The following is a 15,182-nucleotide window of genomic DNA, read 5'->3' on the forward strand; positions in this document are numbered from 1 at the left end:
AGTCACACTTTCAAGGCTCAAAACACCAATGTTATATAATGGAAATATTTTCATTAAAAATATTAGAAATATCTAGGCATAGATTTGTCATCTTTGTTCAATCAAGTAACCGCTTTTATATTATCGAATTATAGAACGATATATGAATATGTAATACAAATACTGTATTCTCATTTAGTTGTTATCATACACATGCATCCTTTTTTTCAATACTAATTTTCTGATTTATGATGCAGTAAAAAGCACATATTATTTATAATTATAAATAATATATTTTTTGTCACCTTTACAATTTAACAATTAATTTTATTTTTTGTTTCGGGTTGACTTTACAAAAATAAAAAAGATTGGATTTCTGTTTGTGGAGAAATCCAATCTTTTTTAATAAGTTTTTTAATTTAAGCTTCTTCTTCAGAATTATCTGATGACTGTGCATTTCTGTCAGGGATGACCTCATCAGTCTCTTCATACACTTTCATCACTGCATCTTGTATTTCTTGTCTCATTTCAGAATTTATAGGATGCGCGATATCTCGGAATTCACCGTCTGGTGTACGTTTACTTGGCATTGCGACGAATAGACCTGTGTTGCCTTCAATCACTCGTAAATCATGTACTACGAATGATTCATCTAAGGTAATTGAAACAAGCGCTTTCATTCTTCCATCTGTTTGTATTTTTCTAAGTCTTACATCTGTCACTTTCATGTAGTGAGCCCCCCTAGTATCTCTTTGTTTAGAAGCTTAACAATTTCATTAAAAATTATAAACCCTTATTTCACTTTCGCTATTAATTCGATTTCAACTTTAACATCTTTCGGCAATCTTGCCACTTCAACACAACTTCTAGCTGGTTGATGTTCATTAAAGTATTTGCCATAAACTTCATTTATATTTTGAAATTCATTCATATCAGCAATGAAAATAGTAGCTTTAATCACTGAATCTAAATCTGATCCAGCTTGGTCTAACACGACTTTTAAATTTTCTAGAACTTGTGTCGTTTGTTCTTTTACATCTTCACTGACAATTTCTCCATTTAAATTTAATGGAATTTGTCCTGAAGTGAATACAAGTCCATTTATTTCTGTTGCATGCGAGTATGGCCCTAACGCTTCGGGCGCCTTTTCCGTATTAATAACTTTCATGATGTCGAAATCGCTCCTTTAAGAAAATTTAGTTAAACTGTTGCCTTGTTCCACCTTAAATTCCTGATTGTACTCATCTACATCAGATAATCTAACTAAGGAAGTATAATCTTCAATTAATCTTTGCTTAACTTCTTTTGATTCTACTAGTACCGATACCCCTTTAACATGTGCTTTAAACTCATTCATCAAATTCATCACACCATTTATTGAACCACCAGCACGCATGAAATCGTCGACCACAAGTACATTGGAATTTTCGGGTAATGTTCTCTTTGATAGTACCATTGTCTCGATTTTTCTAGAAGAGCCAGACACGTAATTTATAGAAACAGTAGAACCTTCAGTCACTTTATTATCTTTACGAATAACTACTACAGGTAAATTCAATACATTTGCAACTGAATTTGCTAGAGAGATACCCTTAGTGGCAATCGTTACAATAGCATCCAATTCTTCATCCATATATAGTGTTGCTATTAATTTACCAACTCGATTCAATAAAGTTGGATTACCCATTAAATCAGATAAAAATAAATAACCACCTGGCAGTAACCGTTCTTTTTCTTGTAAATGTTCTATCACTTCATCAATAACTTCTGTTGCTTCTGCTTTGCTCATCTCTGGTTTATAAGTAACACCGCCGCTAGCACCTGCAGTAGTAATCACTGTTCCTAGCTTTTCCTTTTGGAAAGTTGTTTTAATAATTTGAACATCTTCACTAATGGAAGACTTCGCTTGCTTAAACTTTTGTACAAAATACGTTAACGGTATTAATTTATTCGGATTGTTCATTAAATATTGAGTCATATAAACAATTCGTTCACTTCTTTTATAGCGCATTCGATTCATCCCTTCTCAATTAGCCTAATAGTCTTACAATGTGCACTTCGTTACAACAACCGTTAACAGCATTGTATACGTGCTTTGCTTGTCTTTCTTTTCGTGTTAACCCATAAACAGTAGGACCACTACCACTCATAACAGCGCCATCTGCTCCATTTTCTAGCATATTGGCCTTTATTTTTAAAATTTCTGTATACATCTTTCCCGAGACAGGTTCCAATCGGTTTGACAGACTTTTACATAATAGGTCATAATCCTCTGAAATTAAGGCCGCTTCACATGCGTCAGTATGGACATTATAGGACTGTTTTAAATCTAATTTTTTAAATATATCAGGTGAAGATATACCTAAATCAGGTTTAGCAACTATAACCCATGCGGAAGGTGGTTTATCTAAAAATTTAATGATTTCCCCTTTACCTTTACATAATGCAGTTTTCCCTAAAATACAAAATGGAATATCTGTTCCAATTTGTATACCCAGCTCACACAACTCTTCAAGCGGTCGATTTAAATTATATAATCGATTCATCCCTCTCATTGTTGCTGCAGCATCGGTAGACCCACCTGCCAAACCAGCTGAGACAGGAATATTTTTATCTATAGTAATAGTTATACCTTGCTTTAAATTATAGGTCTTTTTCATTAATTCTGCAGCCTTGTACGCTAAATTTTTGTTATCGGAGGGAACATAGGATTGTTCTACGTCAACAATTATTTTTCTGTCTTTACGTAGTTCAAATGACAATCTATCATTTAAATCAATTGTCGTCATTATCATTTCGACTTCATGAAAACCATCATCTCGTTTAAAGAGTGTGTCCAACGTTAAATTTATTTTCGCTGGTGCCGTTTCATAAATCATATCCCCACCCTCTTCCAATTCGATATGGTAATAAAATGATTTTAACATATTGTTAACATTGCGTTGTTAGTTTTTTAAAACTTAGTCATTTCTATTGCCACTTTATTATTTAAAGACTATCAAATGGTGTAGGCTAAAAATAAAAAGCATCTTTCTTAATTTACTATTTTACAATATTGTTTATTGTTGATAAAACTATTATCTACTCTTTTATGCAATAATATTAATATAACAAAAAAGGTATGTTAGCGTCATTACACCAACATACCTTTTATTTAAATTCATTCTCATATTAAAGTTTAAATTGACAAGTAAGGCGCCATAATTTGCCAAACTTAATTTAAATTCATTTTAATTAGTGTGCAATTGCTTCTTGATGATTATCACCTTCGAAAGAAACTTGTACGTTTTCAGTCAAAACGTCAGTGTATGTATAGGATACACGCTCAAAATTATATATATCTTGATCTAGTTCAACAATAAAAACAGAAGGGTATGTTTCTTTTAAAACACCACTACGTTCAATTGTTTTCTTACGTCCACCATTCGCTTTAAGTACAATTCTGTTCCCTAATTGACAATCAAGTGAATTTTTGATGTCTCCAATAGATTTTGGCATATTGCTCCACCTCGCTACAAGTTGTATAATAACACATTTTGAGGTTTTTTGTCAAATAAAATATCAATTTTAGCAAGGTAAAGCGCGCTTGTCAATAATTTAAAATTCTAATTCCGGGAAATTTTTCAATTCATTGTATAAATGTGCAAATTCTTTTATTGAAAGTGTTTCTCCGCGTCGTCTCGGATCTATACCACTGGCTTCTAACCATTCAAGTATCATTTGCTTATTAGCTTTACCATTTAAAAATAAACTTTGATAATTATTGTTAATCGTTTTACGTCTTTGGCCAAATGCTGCTTTTGTCATTTTGAAAAATTTATTTTCATCATCTACAGTTACAATCGGTGTCGAGCGCTTCATTAATTTAACTACAATAGAATCTACATTCGGTGGTGGTAAGAATACAGCTTTAGGCACAGTTAGCACTTTGCTTGTTTCAGTATAATATTGCGCTACAATTGATAATGAACCGTATGCCTTTGTGCCGACTTGTGCATTCAGACGTTCTCCCACTTCTTTTTGCATCATAACTACATAACCATCAATCGGTAATGATTGTTGCATTAAATTTAATAAAATAGGCGTTGTAATGTAATACGGCAAGTTTGCTACCACCATTATTTTCTCACATTCTGAAAAATGTTCAGCAACATAATGCGCAATATCTGCTTTAAGTATATCTTCATTTATCACAGTTACATTATCATATGGCTCCATCGTATCTTCAAGTACAGGTATCAGGCGTTGGTCAATTTCAAAGGCAACCACCTTTTTAGCGTTTTTAGCTAATTGTTCAGTTAACGAACCCATACCTGGACCAATTTCTATCACGCCCGTATGCTCGTTGATATCACTGGTCTCAATGATATTGTGAATAATATTCACATCAATTAAAAAGTTTTGCCCTAAACTCTTTTTGAAATTAAATCCATATTGATTAAGTAATGCTTTGGTACGGGTTGGTGTTGCAATATCTTTGTATTCCATTTAACTTTCACTTCCCTCATTTTCGCTTAATGCATTTCTAACATCTCTTTCTGTATAACCAAATGCATTTAGCTTATTCAACAATTGTTTACCATTAGAATGACCAATATGTAACTTACGGCCTAATAGTTCCCTTTTTTTACGTGCATCTTTACCAACGAGTAAGCCTAAATCAATCAACACGCCTTTACTTATTGATTCGTGTCCTTCTTCAAAGGGTGTGCTTACGTTCATTAACGCTTCTTTAATATCTCCAATATCAGCATGTTCAACACCTATTTTACCGCGTTTATTTTTAGCCTTATGTCGATCAATATAGGCATGTTTAACACCGGGGATATATTTTTGAATCGTATTTCTTATTTTATCACCTGGGAAATCTGGATCGGTAAGTACAATGACACCTCTTGTCTCAAATGCGCGCGCAATAATCTCTAAAGTCGCTTGATTAATAGCGCTTCCATTTGTCTCAATCGTATCACATTCAACCGCTCTTTTTACACGCTCAGTATCGTCTCTGCCTTCAACTACAATAAATTCATTTATCTTCATTTATTGTTACACCTTTCATTACTCACTTCGATTTTAGATAAAAATAAAAAAGGTATCGGCGTGTAAATTATGATGACTACTTAGCCTATATTTTATCAACTAAGCCTTATCTCAGACCGATACCTTTTGTAATGTTTTATGCTTTTAATTTAAACAATCGTTCTGCGTTTTCAGTTGTTTGTTTACACACTTCTTCATAACTCACACCTCGTAATTCAGCAATTTCTTCAGCAACTAGCGTTACACGTGCTGGTTCATTACGTTTACCTCTATAAGGATGTGGTGATAAAAATGGTGCATCCGTTTCAACTAATAATCTATCAAATGGTACATGTTTTGCAACTTCTTTAGGTTGTTTGGCATTCTTAAATGTTACTGGACCACCTAAAGAAACATAAAAATTCAATTTATTAATAACATCATCGGCAATTTCAGGAGAAGCACTAAAGCTATGCATAATACCGCCAATTTCTTCAGCATGTTCTTCTTTCAAAATATCTATACAATCTTGAGTTGCTTCTCTATTATGAATGATAATTGGCAGGTTAACGCGCTTCGCCAAAGCTATTTGTTTTCTAAATAATGCTTGTTGGATATCTTTAGGTGATTTATCCCAATGATAATCCAGTCCTGTTTCGCCGATACCAATCACTTTAGGATGCGCCGCAAGTGCCTCAATCCATTCTAGACGTTCCTCTGTACAATCTATCGCATCTACAGGGTGCCATCCAATGATTCCATAGATAAATTCATATTGGTCAATGAGTTCCATCGTACGCTCAACTGTAGGTGTATCAAAACCAACTACAAACATGCGATCTACCCCATTTTCTCTAGCGCGTTCAATAACCGCTTCTAAATCTTCATCGTATTGGTCTGCATTTAAATGAACATGTGTATCGATTAGCATCTTTTAACCGCTCCCTTAATTTGTGATTATTTAATTACTGAGCCATTTGAAATCGCACTTGGTAAGCTAACAAGTGTTAGTACGCCATCTTTTTCAGCTGATAAAATCATACCTTCTGATTTTCTACCCATTAATTTAGCAGGTTTTAAGTTAGTCACAACAGCAACCTTCTTACCAATAATATCTTCAGGTTGGTAATATTGTGCAATACCCGAAACAATCTGGCGCTGTTCGTTATCTAAATCTACTTGGATTTTTAATAACTTATCAGATTTCTTCACTTGTTCAGCATCTATAATTGTTGCAGCTTTAATTTCTACTTTATCAAAATCTTTAATATCAATTTGTGCTTTAGTCGGCACTTCTTCTACTGAATTTTCTTCCTCTTTCTTTTCAGGTTGCATTGATTGTTTAATATAGTCAATTTCAACCGTACTATCTAGACGTGGGAAGATAGGTTGTGGTTTTTCACTTACCATTATAGGTTCAGTTAAAGCACCATATGTTTCAATACTATCAAGCTCAAACAACTCTGGAGAGTTGATATTCAACTGTGTAAAGATTTGTTTTGGTGCATGTGTAAGGAATGGTCTTAATAACACTGCTATAATACGAATATTTTCTACTAAGTGAGCCATCACATTGCCAAGCATTTCTTGTTGTTCTTCATCTTTAGCTAATACCCAAGGTGAAGTTTCATCAATATATTTATTCGTACGACTAATAAATTTCCAAACTGTTGAAAGTGCTACTGAAAATTGTAAATCATCCATATTTTCATGGAATGTCTTCACAGTATCTAGCGCCATTTGCTCCATATCTTTATCTAAATCATGTTTAGGTCCTTGATATGCAGGTAATTCACCATCAAAGTATTTATTAATCATTGAAATGGTACGATTCACTAAGTTTCCTAAATCATTTGCTAAATCATAATTTGTACGTTCCACAAATCCTTCAGGAGTAAATACGCCGTCAGAACCAAATGGTAATTCACGCATTAAGTAATAACGTGTAGCATCTAAACCATAGCGGTCAATAAGTACATTAGGATCTACAACATTACCTTTAGATTTACTCATTTTACCGTCTTTCATGAGTATCCAGCCATGTGCAAATACTTTCTTAGGAAGCGGTATATCTAACGCCATTAATAGAATTGGCCATATAATAGAGTGGAAACGCACGATTTCCTTAGCCATTATATGAATATCTGCCGGCCAATACTTTTTAAATAAACTATCGTCATCAGATAAATAACCTAATGAAGAAATATAGTTTACAAGCGCATCAATCCAAACGTAAACAACATGTTTTGGGTTTGATTTAACATGAATACCCCAATCAAATGACGTACGTGACACCGCTAAATCTTCGAGTCCCGGTTTAATAAAGTTATTAATCATTTCATTTTTACGTGAAGGCGGTTGAATAAACTCAGGATTTTCATCGTAAAATTCCAATAAACGGTCTGTATATTTAGATAAATTAAAGAAGTAGCTTTCTTCCTTAACTAACTCTACTTCATGACCAGAATCTGGACTCTTACCACCGACGATTTCTCCATTTTCGAAAACTGGGTCAACTAACTGTGTTTCTGTGTAATATGTTTCGTCCGGTACTGAATACCAACCTTCATATTCACCAAGATAAATATCATTTTGAGCTAATAAACGTTCAAAAATTTGTTGCACAACTTCTTTGTGTCGCGCTTCTGTCGTACGTATAAAATCATCATTTGAGATTTCTAATTTTTGCCATAAATCTTTAATACCAGCAATCATTTCATCCAAATATTCTAATTCTGATTTTCCAGCTTTGTGTGCTTTTTCTTGTATTTTTTGTCCATGTTCATCCGTACCTGTTAAATAACGAACATCATAGCCTTGCATTCTTTTATAACGTGCGATTACATCACCAGCTGTTGTTGTATAAGCATGACCGATATGTAAATTCCCACTTGGATAATATATTGGTGTAGTGATATAAAAAGTTTCTTTCGCCATTAATGTTCCTCCTCGATTCTTACACTATAAATATATCTAAATTCATTTTTCTTTTCAATGAAGCAGATATGTATTTCTATTCCGATTTATATGTTAATCATCATAAAAATTCTTTGGATAGCATACTAGTCATATCCAGCATTTTTAAGTTTTTATTTTGCTATAATTTAAATATGATTAATAATCTCTATCTTATCTACATTACCATAAATCGCGCATGTTATGGGAGTTTTTCAACTCTTTTTTCTTGATTAAATTCGAATTTGTGGTATGTCCTTTTACTTGAATTTATTATTTTATAAATTTACTAAGCCATAATTTATTTTTTCTTCCTCACTTAAACTTCATGATAAATGTCATAAACTTCACTCGTTTTCATTTGGCGTAATTCTGCCACCTGTTTAATCGCTATTTTCGGTTTCATATTTTGATTTATATGATAATCAACGTGTTCTTTAATTGACATATCTTCAAACCAAGCTGTATCTTCTACTGCTTCGGCGCCTTCAATAAGTACTACAAATTCACCTTTAGTTGGAATACTTTCATCATTAAGACGGTCTAGTATATTGCCTACATAATCAGTAACAATTTGCTCAAATTTCTTTGTTAGCTCTCTACCTAAAGAAACTTTACGATCTCTATCAATCTTTTGAATCGTTTTAATCGTATCTTTTACTCGATGTGGTGACTCATAAATAATTAAAGTGCTATTTTCATACATACGTTGTTCTAGGTATGATTGTTTTTGTTTATCTTTTCGCGGTAAAAAGCCTAAAAATGTATAAGTAAAAGAAGGTAATCCACTTGCCATTAATGCAGTTAAACCTGCGTTTGGTCCTGGTATAGTCTCTACTCTGATACCATTATCTCTAGAAGCAACAACTAGTTCATAACCAGGGTCGCTAATTAATGGTAAACCTGCATCTGATACTAATGCGATGTTATTACCTTGTTGCAATTGTTCAATAAGATAATCTGTTTGCTGTTCTTTATTATGGTCATGGTAAGACTTGAGCGGTGCTTGTATTTCATAATGTACACATAATTTTTTTGTCACTCGTGTATCTTCACAAGCAATCAAATCTACATTTCTTAATGTATCAACAGCACGATATGTAATATCCGCCAAGTTACCAATAGGCGTTCCTACTAAATATAATGTCGACATAACCTAACCCCCACTTATTAATTCTAATTTTTGTTGACGTGTATATGTCTTAATTTCATACTCACGTTTCATTGCTTCAGACTTTGTATCGAACACTTCTTGATAAACGAGTTGTACCGGGCGTCTTATTTTCGTGTATTTAGCACCTTGACCATTATTATGTTTAGTTACTCTTTGTGTAATATCTTTTGCGTACCCCGTATATAAACTACCATCCTTACATTTAACTATATAAATATAATGTTTATCCATAATATATTTCTCTCATTTCCTCGGTGTAAGTGCCATCATTATTATAAATATAAAATGGTGGCTGTATGTCTAAACCTTGGTTACCACCTTTTCTACCTTCCACAACTATTGTTTGCGATACTTTGTCTTGTTTACTATATACAAAATAAAGTTTTTTAGGTTCAATTTGATATGCTCTCATATAGCTTAAGACATCCATAAGACGTTCTGCTCTATGAACCATGACCATGCGCCCACCTTGTTTTAATAAATGTCTGGCTGCTAAACAACAATCTTCTAATGTACACATTATCTCATGTCTAGCTATTTTATGCGCATTTTTTTGATGTTGATGTTGTTGATTGACTTTAAAGTAAGGTGGATTACAAGTGACAAGGCTATATTGTGAGGGTTTAAACTGTTGTTGTACTTTTTTCAAATCCATATGATACATGTGGATTCTATCGTCTAATTGATTATATACAACGCTTCTTTGTGCCATATCAACTAGTTGTTGCTGAATCTCAATACCATCTATATTTTGTTTCCCTTTATCCGAAAGCAACAGAGGAATAACCCCATTCCCCGAACACAAATCCATAATCGTATCTTGCTTTTTAATTTTTGTAAAATGCGCGAGTAATAGTGCATCAGTAGAAAAAGAAAACACTTCATCATTTTGTATAATTCTTAAGTTTTCTTTTGTTAAATAATCCAATCTTTCATCTGCTAAAAGCATCTTTCTAACCTCCAAAAAAAAGGATAAGGTAACGATGCTTAATAATCAAGCCTATCGTCACTGCTCATCCTCAATTACATATGATTACTATGGGTTTTGGTCCATATCAATTTTTATTCAGTTAATACTTCAAGACAGAATAAGCAATCATCGCCTTTTCTATGTTTCCCAAACAATTCACCATTACAAATATGAAAACCTTCTTTATAAAGCATAGCCAAATTGTCTTTACTGCGAAGTGGTTGTTTAACAGGCGTTTTTTTACCTTGTTCTATACTTTTAGATTGTTCTTCTTTGTCTATTAATGTTTTTAGATTCTCATTCTCGATTTGTAAGGCGACATTTTCTTCAATCAATTCAACCGTAAGATTCTTCAAATTAACCATATCACTGTTGATTTGATTAATATTTGATTCTAAATTCGCCAATTTTTCAAATATGTCGCTACGATTCAATGTTATTTTGGCCTCCTAATTTAATGTCTCTAATTCTTCCATTTTATATTCAAGCGGCTGTTCAAGACCATCCACTTTTACTTGCATAGAAATATCTAAGATATTTAGGCCAATCACTTTACCATTGCCTTCTGGTGTTTTAATAGCTTCTCCTACATCAGGTAATTGCGCACGTGCTTCTTCATAATAATCATTTTCATATTTAAGGCAACACATTAGACGACCACAAGCCCCTGAAATTTTAGTGGGATTGAGTGATAAATTCTGATCTTTTGCCATTTTTATAGATACTGGTTCAAAGTCACCTAGGAACGTAGCACAGCATAAAGAGCGTCCACATGGACCAATACCACCAAGCAATTTCGCTTCATCTCTAACGCCTATTTGCCTTAATTCAATACGTGTTTTTAGTTTTTGTGCTAGAACTTTCACTAATTTTCTAAAATCAACGCGCTCATCCGATGTAAAATTAAAAATCACTTTTGATTTATCTAATGTAAATTCGCAATTTACTAGTCTCATCTCTAAACTCTGCTGTTGAATTGTATTTTTGCATAATGTCATTGCCTCTTCGGCATCTTTTTCATTTTGCTCATATTGATTTAAATCCTCATCTGTTGCATGACGGACAATTTCTTTTAAAGGTAATGTTACATCTTCATCAGCAACATCTAATGGAGCATATTTTACACGGCCCATCTCTAATCCTCTTTTAGATTCAACTACCACCCAATCGCCTACATTTAAATCGAATTTTTTTGGTGAATAGTATTCCATTTTCCCTGATTTTTGAAAATCAATTCCTACTACATTTTGCATGATTAACTCACCCCTTTTATCACAATCTGTTCAAATACTAATGTCGGATTAACATTTTGATTTAATTTTTTATGTGCTTCTGTTATTTGATCATATATCAAAATAATTTGATTATATGTTAACTTTTTAGAAAATGCTTTTACTTCTTCATATAAATCATGATATATGATATCATCATCCATTCCTACCTTAGCATGCATAACATCCTCAAAGAAACCATTAACTGCCCCTAACGTAACTAACTGTAAGCGACGATTTTTAGCCTGCTTTAATAAATCGACAATGGCTATTAACGCCATTGAACGATTTGTTAACAACAATTGGCACCATTTTATAATACTTTTACGCAATGCCATCAGATCTGCTTCTTCATTTAACGCAACTGCACTTTCAATTTGTGTTGTATATGTACTTAACAATTCTGCTACAGGACGTGAAATTTCGCGTTCAATTAGTCTTTCTATAAACAAAGACTTATCTATTGGTTTAAAATATACATGTTGGCATCTAGAGTGAATAGTATCTAAAATTTGTTCTGGTTTTGTTGTTAATAAGATGGCTATCGTATTTTCAGGTGGTTCTTCTAAAAATTTCAAAATACTATTTTCACCTTGGATGGTTAATTTTTCAAAAGATTCAATAATATATACTTTATAGTCACCCTCGATAGGTAGTTGATTCATATGATGTACTAATTGTTCTACTTGGTCTTTTTTAATCGTAGTTTCTTCAGAAGATATATACATAAAATCTGGATGATTAAATGTTTCTACTTTTAACTGACATTGGTTCTCTTGGCCACATAGGATTAATTTCGTAAAATCAATTGCGACTTTTTGCATAGTTTGTCCATCATCGCCCTCAAATAAATAAGCATGCGAGAGTTTATTTGATTGATACGCTTTCGTCAGTCTGTCTAGTTCATCCAACATAAAGTTACTCCTTTATATAAAAAGGCTGCTTATACATAGTAACCTTACAAAGCACATTACTTAAGTTCATAACAGTTTAGTCTTAAGTGGAAATGTAATTTGAAAGGTCACTATATATAGCAACCATGATTCTAAAATTGATGGAAAGCCTCAACTGGCATTACAAATACCGTTGCTCCTCCAACCTCTACTTCAACCGGATATGGAATATAAGAATCTGCACTGCCACCCATTGGTGTTATAGGTGATACAAGTTGCTCTCTATTACCACAAGTGTCATTAATAACTTTTAGCATTTCATCAACTCGGTCATCTTCTACACCAGATAAAAACGTTGTATTACCTGCTCTTAAAAAACCACCAGTTGTTGCAAGTTTCGTTGCTCTAAAGTTATGTTTAACAAGTTTATCTGAAAGTTCTTGACTATCCTGATCTTGTACGATTGCTATAATCATTTTCATATTAAACACCTCTTCCCAGTATTATATCATAATTTTTCTAAGTATTTGATGATAGATTCATACGTTGCATTAACTACATCTTCTACACTCTGATCTGCATCTATTACCATAAAGCGTTCAGACTCATTATGAATAATTTTTTTATAACCTTCAACTACTTTTTCATGAAATTTTATATTTTCTTGATCTAAACGATTTTGATTGCGCTGATTCTTTAAGATTCTTTCTCTTCCAACTTCTACGCTAACATCAAGATATACCGTAATATCAGGATACAGACCATTGATGGCAAATTCATTAACAGATTTCACTTCTTCTATTCCTATTCCCCGAGCATAGCCTTGATATGCTAAAGAACTATCGATATATCTATCACATAATACTAACTTACCACTCTCTAACGATGGAATCACTTTACCTACAAGATGTTCACGCCTAGATGCTGCAAATAATAGTGCTTCTGTCCGATCATCCATATCATCGCCTTCAAGCAATACTTCACGAATTTGTTCTCCAGTCTTCACACCACCTGGTTCTCTGGTAAGTACAACTTCAAATTTATTTTCTAATTTTTGTGCTACTTGTTGTATGACAGTAGTTTTGCCTGAACCCTCAGGGCCTTCAAAAGTTATAAAAGCTGACATTTTATTCATCCTTAATTTCAATTTTATGTTTTTTAATTCCTTCGACTCTTATGTGTTGTTCACACCAATAATTCATTAATTTTATCATATTTTTTGTTATGAGTTCTCCTTTTAGCATTATTGGTATACCTGGTGGGTAAGGTACAATATTTACTGCTAAAATTTGATTTTCAGCTTCATTGATATCTATACTTTTAACTCTTGATATTTCAACTGGCTGATACAGACCACACAATTCATAATCAGGAATCTTATAATCTATGTTATTAGATCTTTTTTCCACTTCTATTTGCTTTATTCTGTCAATTAATTCTTGAAATGGATAATAATCGCCTTTATGCCACAATGGTAAAACGAAAAGAACTTGATATTCATCTGCTAATTCTACATAAATATCTTTGTTTTCGAAAAGCTGTTGTAGTTCAATACCTGAGTAACCTGTACATTGTATATTCAACTTCAATGGATCATTCACTTCAACTATACGCATACCTATAGACTCAATAGCTTGAATGCATTTCCTTCTTTTTTCAAAAAACAAATTACTATCATATTTTTCATAAAAATCATGTGCTAATTCTAAACTGTTCATAAGAAGATACGACGGGCTTGAAGATTGAAAGTACGCTAAATACTTTAATACCTTTTCACGCTGTGGTGCATTTTTATGAATGAAAATAATTGAACTCATTGTCAGTGACGGTAATGTCTTATGATATGACTGTACAACATAATCTGCCCCCATACTCAATGAAGACTTTGGAAAACCTGCTAAATCAAAGTGTGCACCATGTGCTTCGTCTATTAACGTAGGTGTTTGATGAATCTTTGTATATTTTAGTGTTTCTTCAATATCAAAACATTCCCCATAATAGTTAGGGTATGTAAGAACTAACAACTTCGAATCTTTCAATTGCTGGAGTAGTCCGTTTAGACTAGGGCCTAAATACTGTTTTGTTTTTATGCTCATATCCATCCCCAATAAACGGCAAGATGTATGAACTAAATCTAAAGCATGAAACACAGACTTATGAGCATTTCTTGCAATAACATATTCACCTTGTACATTTGAAAAACCTTGGATTACTGATAAGATACCTGATGTTGTACCGTTAACCAAATAATAAGCATCATAATCAGGATGTTTTTTAACATTGCTCATACTTTGTGCTATAACATCTTCAGCATGGTGCAAATCGTCTAAACCTGTTATTTCTGTCATATCCATCTCAAAATTCATTTTATTAAGATAGCCTATTGTCATATTTTTATGTCCCGGGACATGCATAGAAATAGGTTTCCTTTTTAATAACTCATCAAACTTCTTATTTAATGGTAGTGACATATAACACCCACTTTTTAAACTTTAATTTTCATTATATTTTAACATATTTAAAGAACTAGTCATAAGTTCATTTAAACTTCTTGGTTTTAGAGTTCGTTTAGTTCGTCAGCTTCTAAAGTCCCACTTTTACATTCTAACTTCTAATTTATTTAGATAAAACTTGTTGCTCTCTTATCAGATTATATTTCGTTTTATATTTCATTGTATTAGTGGGACTTATGCATGAGCTTCTGCTCATGTATTCCGTTGCGACTGACAATTGTTTTACGTTGCAGTTAAGCTCTTCGTGCATAAAAAAAAGACCCTATTGGGTCTTTGATTGCCTGGCAACGTCCTACTCTTGCGGAACGTAAGTCTGCTACCTTCGGCGCTAAAGACCTTTCTTGTCGTGAGACAAGCGCTCGCATCTTTTCTCACTTGCACGCTTTCCTCACTCACTTACCACTCGTA

At 33.0% G+C, this 15,182-nt stretch carries 18 protein-coding genes; all 18 read right to left on the reverse strand.

The window, feature by feature from the left end; genetic code table 11:
• Positions 1–398: 398 nt before the first annotated feature.
• Positions 399–707: a septation regulator SpoVG gene (spoVG, locus tag ACF91D_RS27050; protein WP_038678806.1), complete on the reverse strand. Its 309-nt coding sequence runs from the start codon at positions 705–707 to the stop codon at positions 399–401.
• A gap of 65 nt (positions 708–772) precedes the next feature.
• Positions 773–1,147 carry a RidA family protein gene (locus ACF91D_RS27055; protein ID WP_029379204.1) on the reverse strand — a complete coding sequence of 125 codons (375 nt, stop codon included), beginning with the start codon at positions 1,145–1,147 and terminating at the stop codon, positions 773–775.
• An 18-nt stretch (positions 1,148–1,165) separates the two neighbouring features.
• Positions 1,166–1,990 (reverse strand): pur operon repressor, encoded by an 825-nt coding sequence (gene purR, locus ACF91D_RS27060; RefSeq protein WP_017722007.1) that lies wholly within the window; start codon positions 1,988–1,990, stop codon positions 1,166–1,168.
• A gap of 19 nt (positions 1,991–2,009) precedes the next feature.
• A complete protein-coding gene (gene ispE / locus ACF91D_RS27065; RefSeq protein ID WP_327621090.1) occupies positions 2,010–2,858 on the reverse strand; it encodes a 4-(cytidine 5'-diphospho)-2-C-methyl-D-erythritol kinase in 849 nt (282 codons plus the stop codon).
• 355 nt (positions 2,859–3,213) lie between these two features.
• Positions 3,214–3,477 carry a Veg family protein gene (locus tag ACF91D_RS27070; RefSeq protein WP_029379202.1) on the reverse strand — a complete coding sequence of 88 codons (264 nt, stop codon included), beginning with the start codon at positions 3,475–3,477 and terminating at the stop codon, positions 3,214–3,216.
• Positions 3,478–3,576: 99 nt separating this feature from the next.
• Complete coding sequence (gene rsmA, locus ACF91D_RS27075) at positions 3,577–4,467, reverse strand: 16S rRNA (adenine(1518)-N(6)/adenine(1519)-N(6))-dimethyltransferase RsmA (RefSeq protein WP_327621089.1); 891 nt, start codon at positions 4,465–4,467, stop codon at positions 3,577–3,579.
• Complete coding sequence (gene rnmV, locus ACF91D_RS27080) at positions 4,468–5,019, reverse strand: ribonuclease M5 (protein ID WP_039069425.1); 552 nt, start codon at positions 5,017–5,019, stop codon at positions 4,468–4,470.
• A 136-nt stretch (positions 5,020–5,155) separates the two neighbouring features.
• A complete protein-coding gene (locus tag ACF91D_RS27085) occupies positions 5,156–5,929 on the reverse strand; it encodes a TatD family hydrolase (RefSeq protein ID WP_039069426.1) in 774 nt (257 codons plus the stop codon).
• A 26-nt stretch (positions 5,930–5,955) separates the two neighbouring features.
• Positions 5,956–7,935 (reverse strand): methionine--tRNA ligase, encoded by a 1,980-nt coding sequence (gene metG / locus ACF91D_RS27090; RefSeq protein WP_039069427.1) that lies wholly within the window; start codon positions 7,933–7,935, stop codon positions 5,956–5,958.
• A 337-nt stretch (positions 7,936–8,272) separates the two neighbouring features.
• Positions 8,273–9,106 carry a 16S rRNA (cytidine(1402)-2'-O)-methyltransferase gene (gene rsmI, locus ACF91D_RS27095; protein ID WP_327621088.1) on the reverse strand — a complete coding sequence of 278 codons (834 nt, stop codon included), beginning with the start codon at positions 9,104–9,106 and terminating at the stop codon, positions 8,273–8,275.
• Between the two features lie 3 nt (positions 9,107–9,109).
• Complete coding sequence (locus ACF91D_RS27100) at positions 9,110–9,358, reverse strand: GIY-YIG nuclease family protein (protein ID WP_039069430.1); 249 nt, start codon at positions 9,356–9,358, stop codon at positions 9,110–9,112.
• Positions 9,351–10,076 carry a tRNA1(Val) (adenine(37)-N6)-methyltransferase gene (locus tag ACF91D_RS27105; RefSeq protein WP_039069431.1) on the reverse strand — a complete coding sequence of 242 codons (726 nt, stop codon included), beginning with the start codon at positions 10,074–10,076 and terminating at the stop codon, positions 9,351–9,353. The genes ACF91D_RS27100 and ACF91D_RS27105 overlap by 8 nt, the downstream gene beginning before the upstream one ends.
• A gap of 113 nt (positions 10,077–10,189) precedes the next feature.
• Complete coding sequence (gene yabA / locus ACF91D_RS27110; protein WP_039069432.1) at positions 10,190–10,531, reverse strand: DNA replication initiation control protein YabA; 342 nt, start codon at positions 10,529–10,531, stop codon at positions 10,190–10,192.
• A gap of 15 nt (positions 10,532–10,546) precedes the next feature.
• On the reverse strand, positions 10,547–11,350 hold the full coding sequence (locus ACF91D_RS27115; RefSeq protein WP_069793239.1) for a PSP1 domain-containing protein: 804 nt from the start codon (positions 11,348–11,350) through the stop codon (positions 10,547–10,549).
• A gap of 2 nt (positions 11,351–11,352) precedes the next feature.
• Positions 11,353–12,279, reverse strand: coding sequence for a DNA polymerase III subunit delta' C-terminal domain-containing protein (locus tag ACF91D_RS27120; RefSeq protein ID WP_327621095.1), 927 nt, complete (start codon positions 12,277–12,279; stop codon positions 11,353–11,355).
• 134 nt (positions 12,280–12,413) lie between these two features.
• Entirely contained in the window at positions 12,414–12,743 is a 330-nt protein-coding gene (locus tag ACF91D_RS27125) for a cyclic-di-AMP receptor (RefSeq protein WP_002484220.1), read from the reverse strand.
• Positions 12,744–12,769: 26 nt separating this feature from the next.
• Positions 12,770–13,387 carry a dTMP kinase gene (tmk, locus tag ACF91D_RS27130; RefSeq protein ID WP_327621087.1) on the reverse strand — a complete coding sequence of 206 codons (618 nt, stop codon included), beginning with the start codon at positions 13,385–13,387 and terminating at the stop codon, positions 12,770–12,772.
• A 1-nt stretch (position 13,388) separates the two neighbouring features.
• Complete coding sequence (locus ACF91D_RS27135) at positions 13,389–14,732, reverse strand: Orn/Lys/Arg family decarboxylase (protein WP_208182340.1); 1,344 nt, start codon at positions 14,730–14,732, stop codon at positions 13,389–13,391.
• Positions 14,733–15,182 lie beyond the last annotated feature (450 nt).

The organism is Staphylococcus sp. 231237_7MaSpsaltlick (assembly GCF_043107035.1).

Coding starts and splice junctions, on each gene's coding strand:
- spoVG (WP_038678806.1), bottom strand. CDS start 707: ATGAAAGTGACAGATGTAAGACTTAGAAAAATACAAACAGATGGAAGA.
- ACF91D_RS27055 (WP_029379204.1), bottom strand. CDS start 1,147: ATGAAAGTTATTAATACGGAAAAGGCGCCCGAAGCGTTAGGGCCATAC.
- purR (WP_017722007.1), bottom strand. CDS start 1,990: ATGCGCTATAAAAGAAGTGAACGAATTGTTTATATGACTCAATATTTA.
- ispE (WP_327621090.1), bottom strand. CDS start 2,858: ATGATTTATGAAACGGCACCAGCGAAAATAAATTTAACGTTGGACACA.
- ACF91D_RS27070 (WP_029379202.1), bottom strand. CDS start 3,477: ATGCCAAAATCTATTGGAGACATCAAAAATTCACTTGATTGTCAATTA.
- rsmA (WP_327621089.1), bottom strand. CDS start 4,467: ATGGAATACAAAGATATTGCAACACCAACCCGTACCAAAGCATTACTT.
- rnmV (WP_039069425.1), bottom strand. CDS start 5,019: ATGAAGATAAATGAATTTATTGTAGTTGAAGGCAGAGACGATACTGAG.
- ACF91D_RS27085 (WP_039069426.1), bottom strand. CDS start 5,929: ATGCTAATCGATACACATGTTCATTTAAATGCAGACCAATACGATGAA.
- metG (WP_039069427.1), bottom strand. CDS start 7,935: ATGGCGAAAGAAACTTTTTATATCACTACACCAATATATTATCCAAGT.
- rsmI (WP_327621088.1), bottom strand. CDS start 9,106: ATGTCGACATTATATTTAGTAGGAACGCCTATTGGTAACTTGGCGGAT.
- ACF91D_RS27100 (WP_039069430.1), bottom strand. CDS start 9,358: ATGGATAAACATTATATTTATATAGTTAAATGTAAGGATGGTAGTTTA.
- ACF91D_RS27105 (WP_039069431.1), bottom strand. CDS start 10,076: ATGCTTTTAGCAGATGAAAGATTGGATTATTTAACAAAAGAAAACTTA.
- ACF91D_RS27115 (WP_069793239.1), bottom strand. CDS start 11,350: ATGCAAAATGTAGTAGGAATTGATTTTCAAAAATCAGGGAAAATGGAA.
- ACF91D_RS27125 (WP_002484220.1), bottom strand. CDS start 12,743: ATGAAAATGATTATAGCAATCGTACAAGATCAGGATAGTCAAGAACTT.
- tmk (WP_327621087.1), bottom strand. CDS start 13,387: ATGTCAGCTTTTATAACTTTTGAAGGCCCTGAGGGTTCAGGCAAAACT.
- ACF91D_RS27135 (WP_208182340.1), bottom strand. CDS start 14,732: ATGTCACTACCATTAAATAAGAAGTTTGATGAGTTATTAAAAAGGAAA.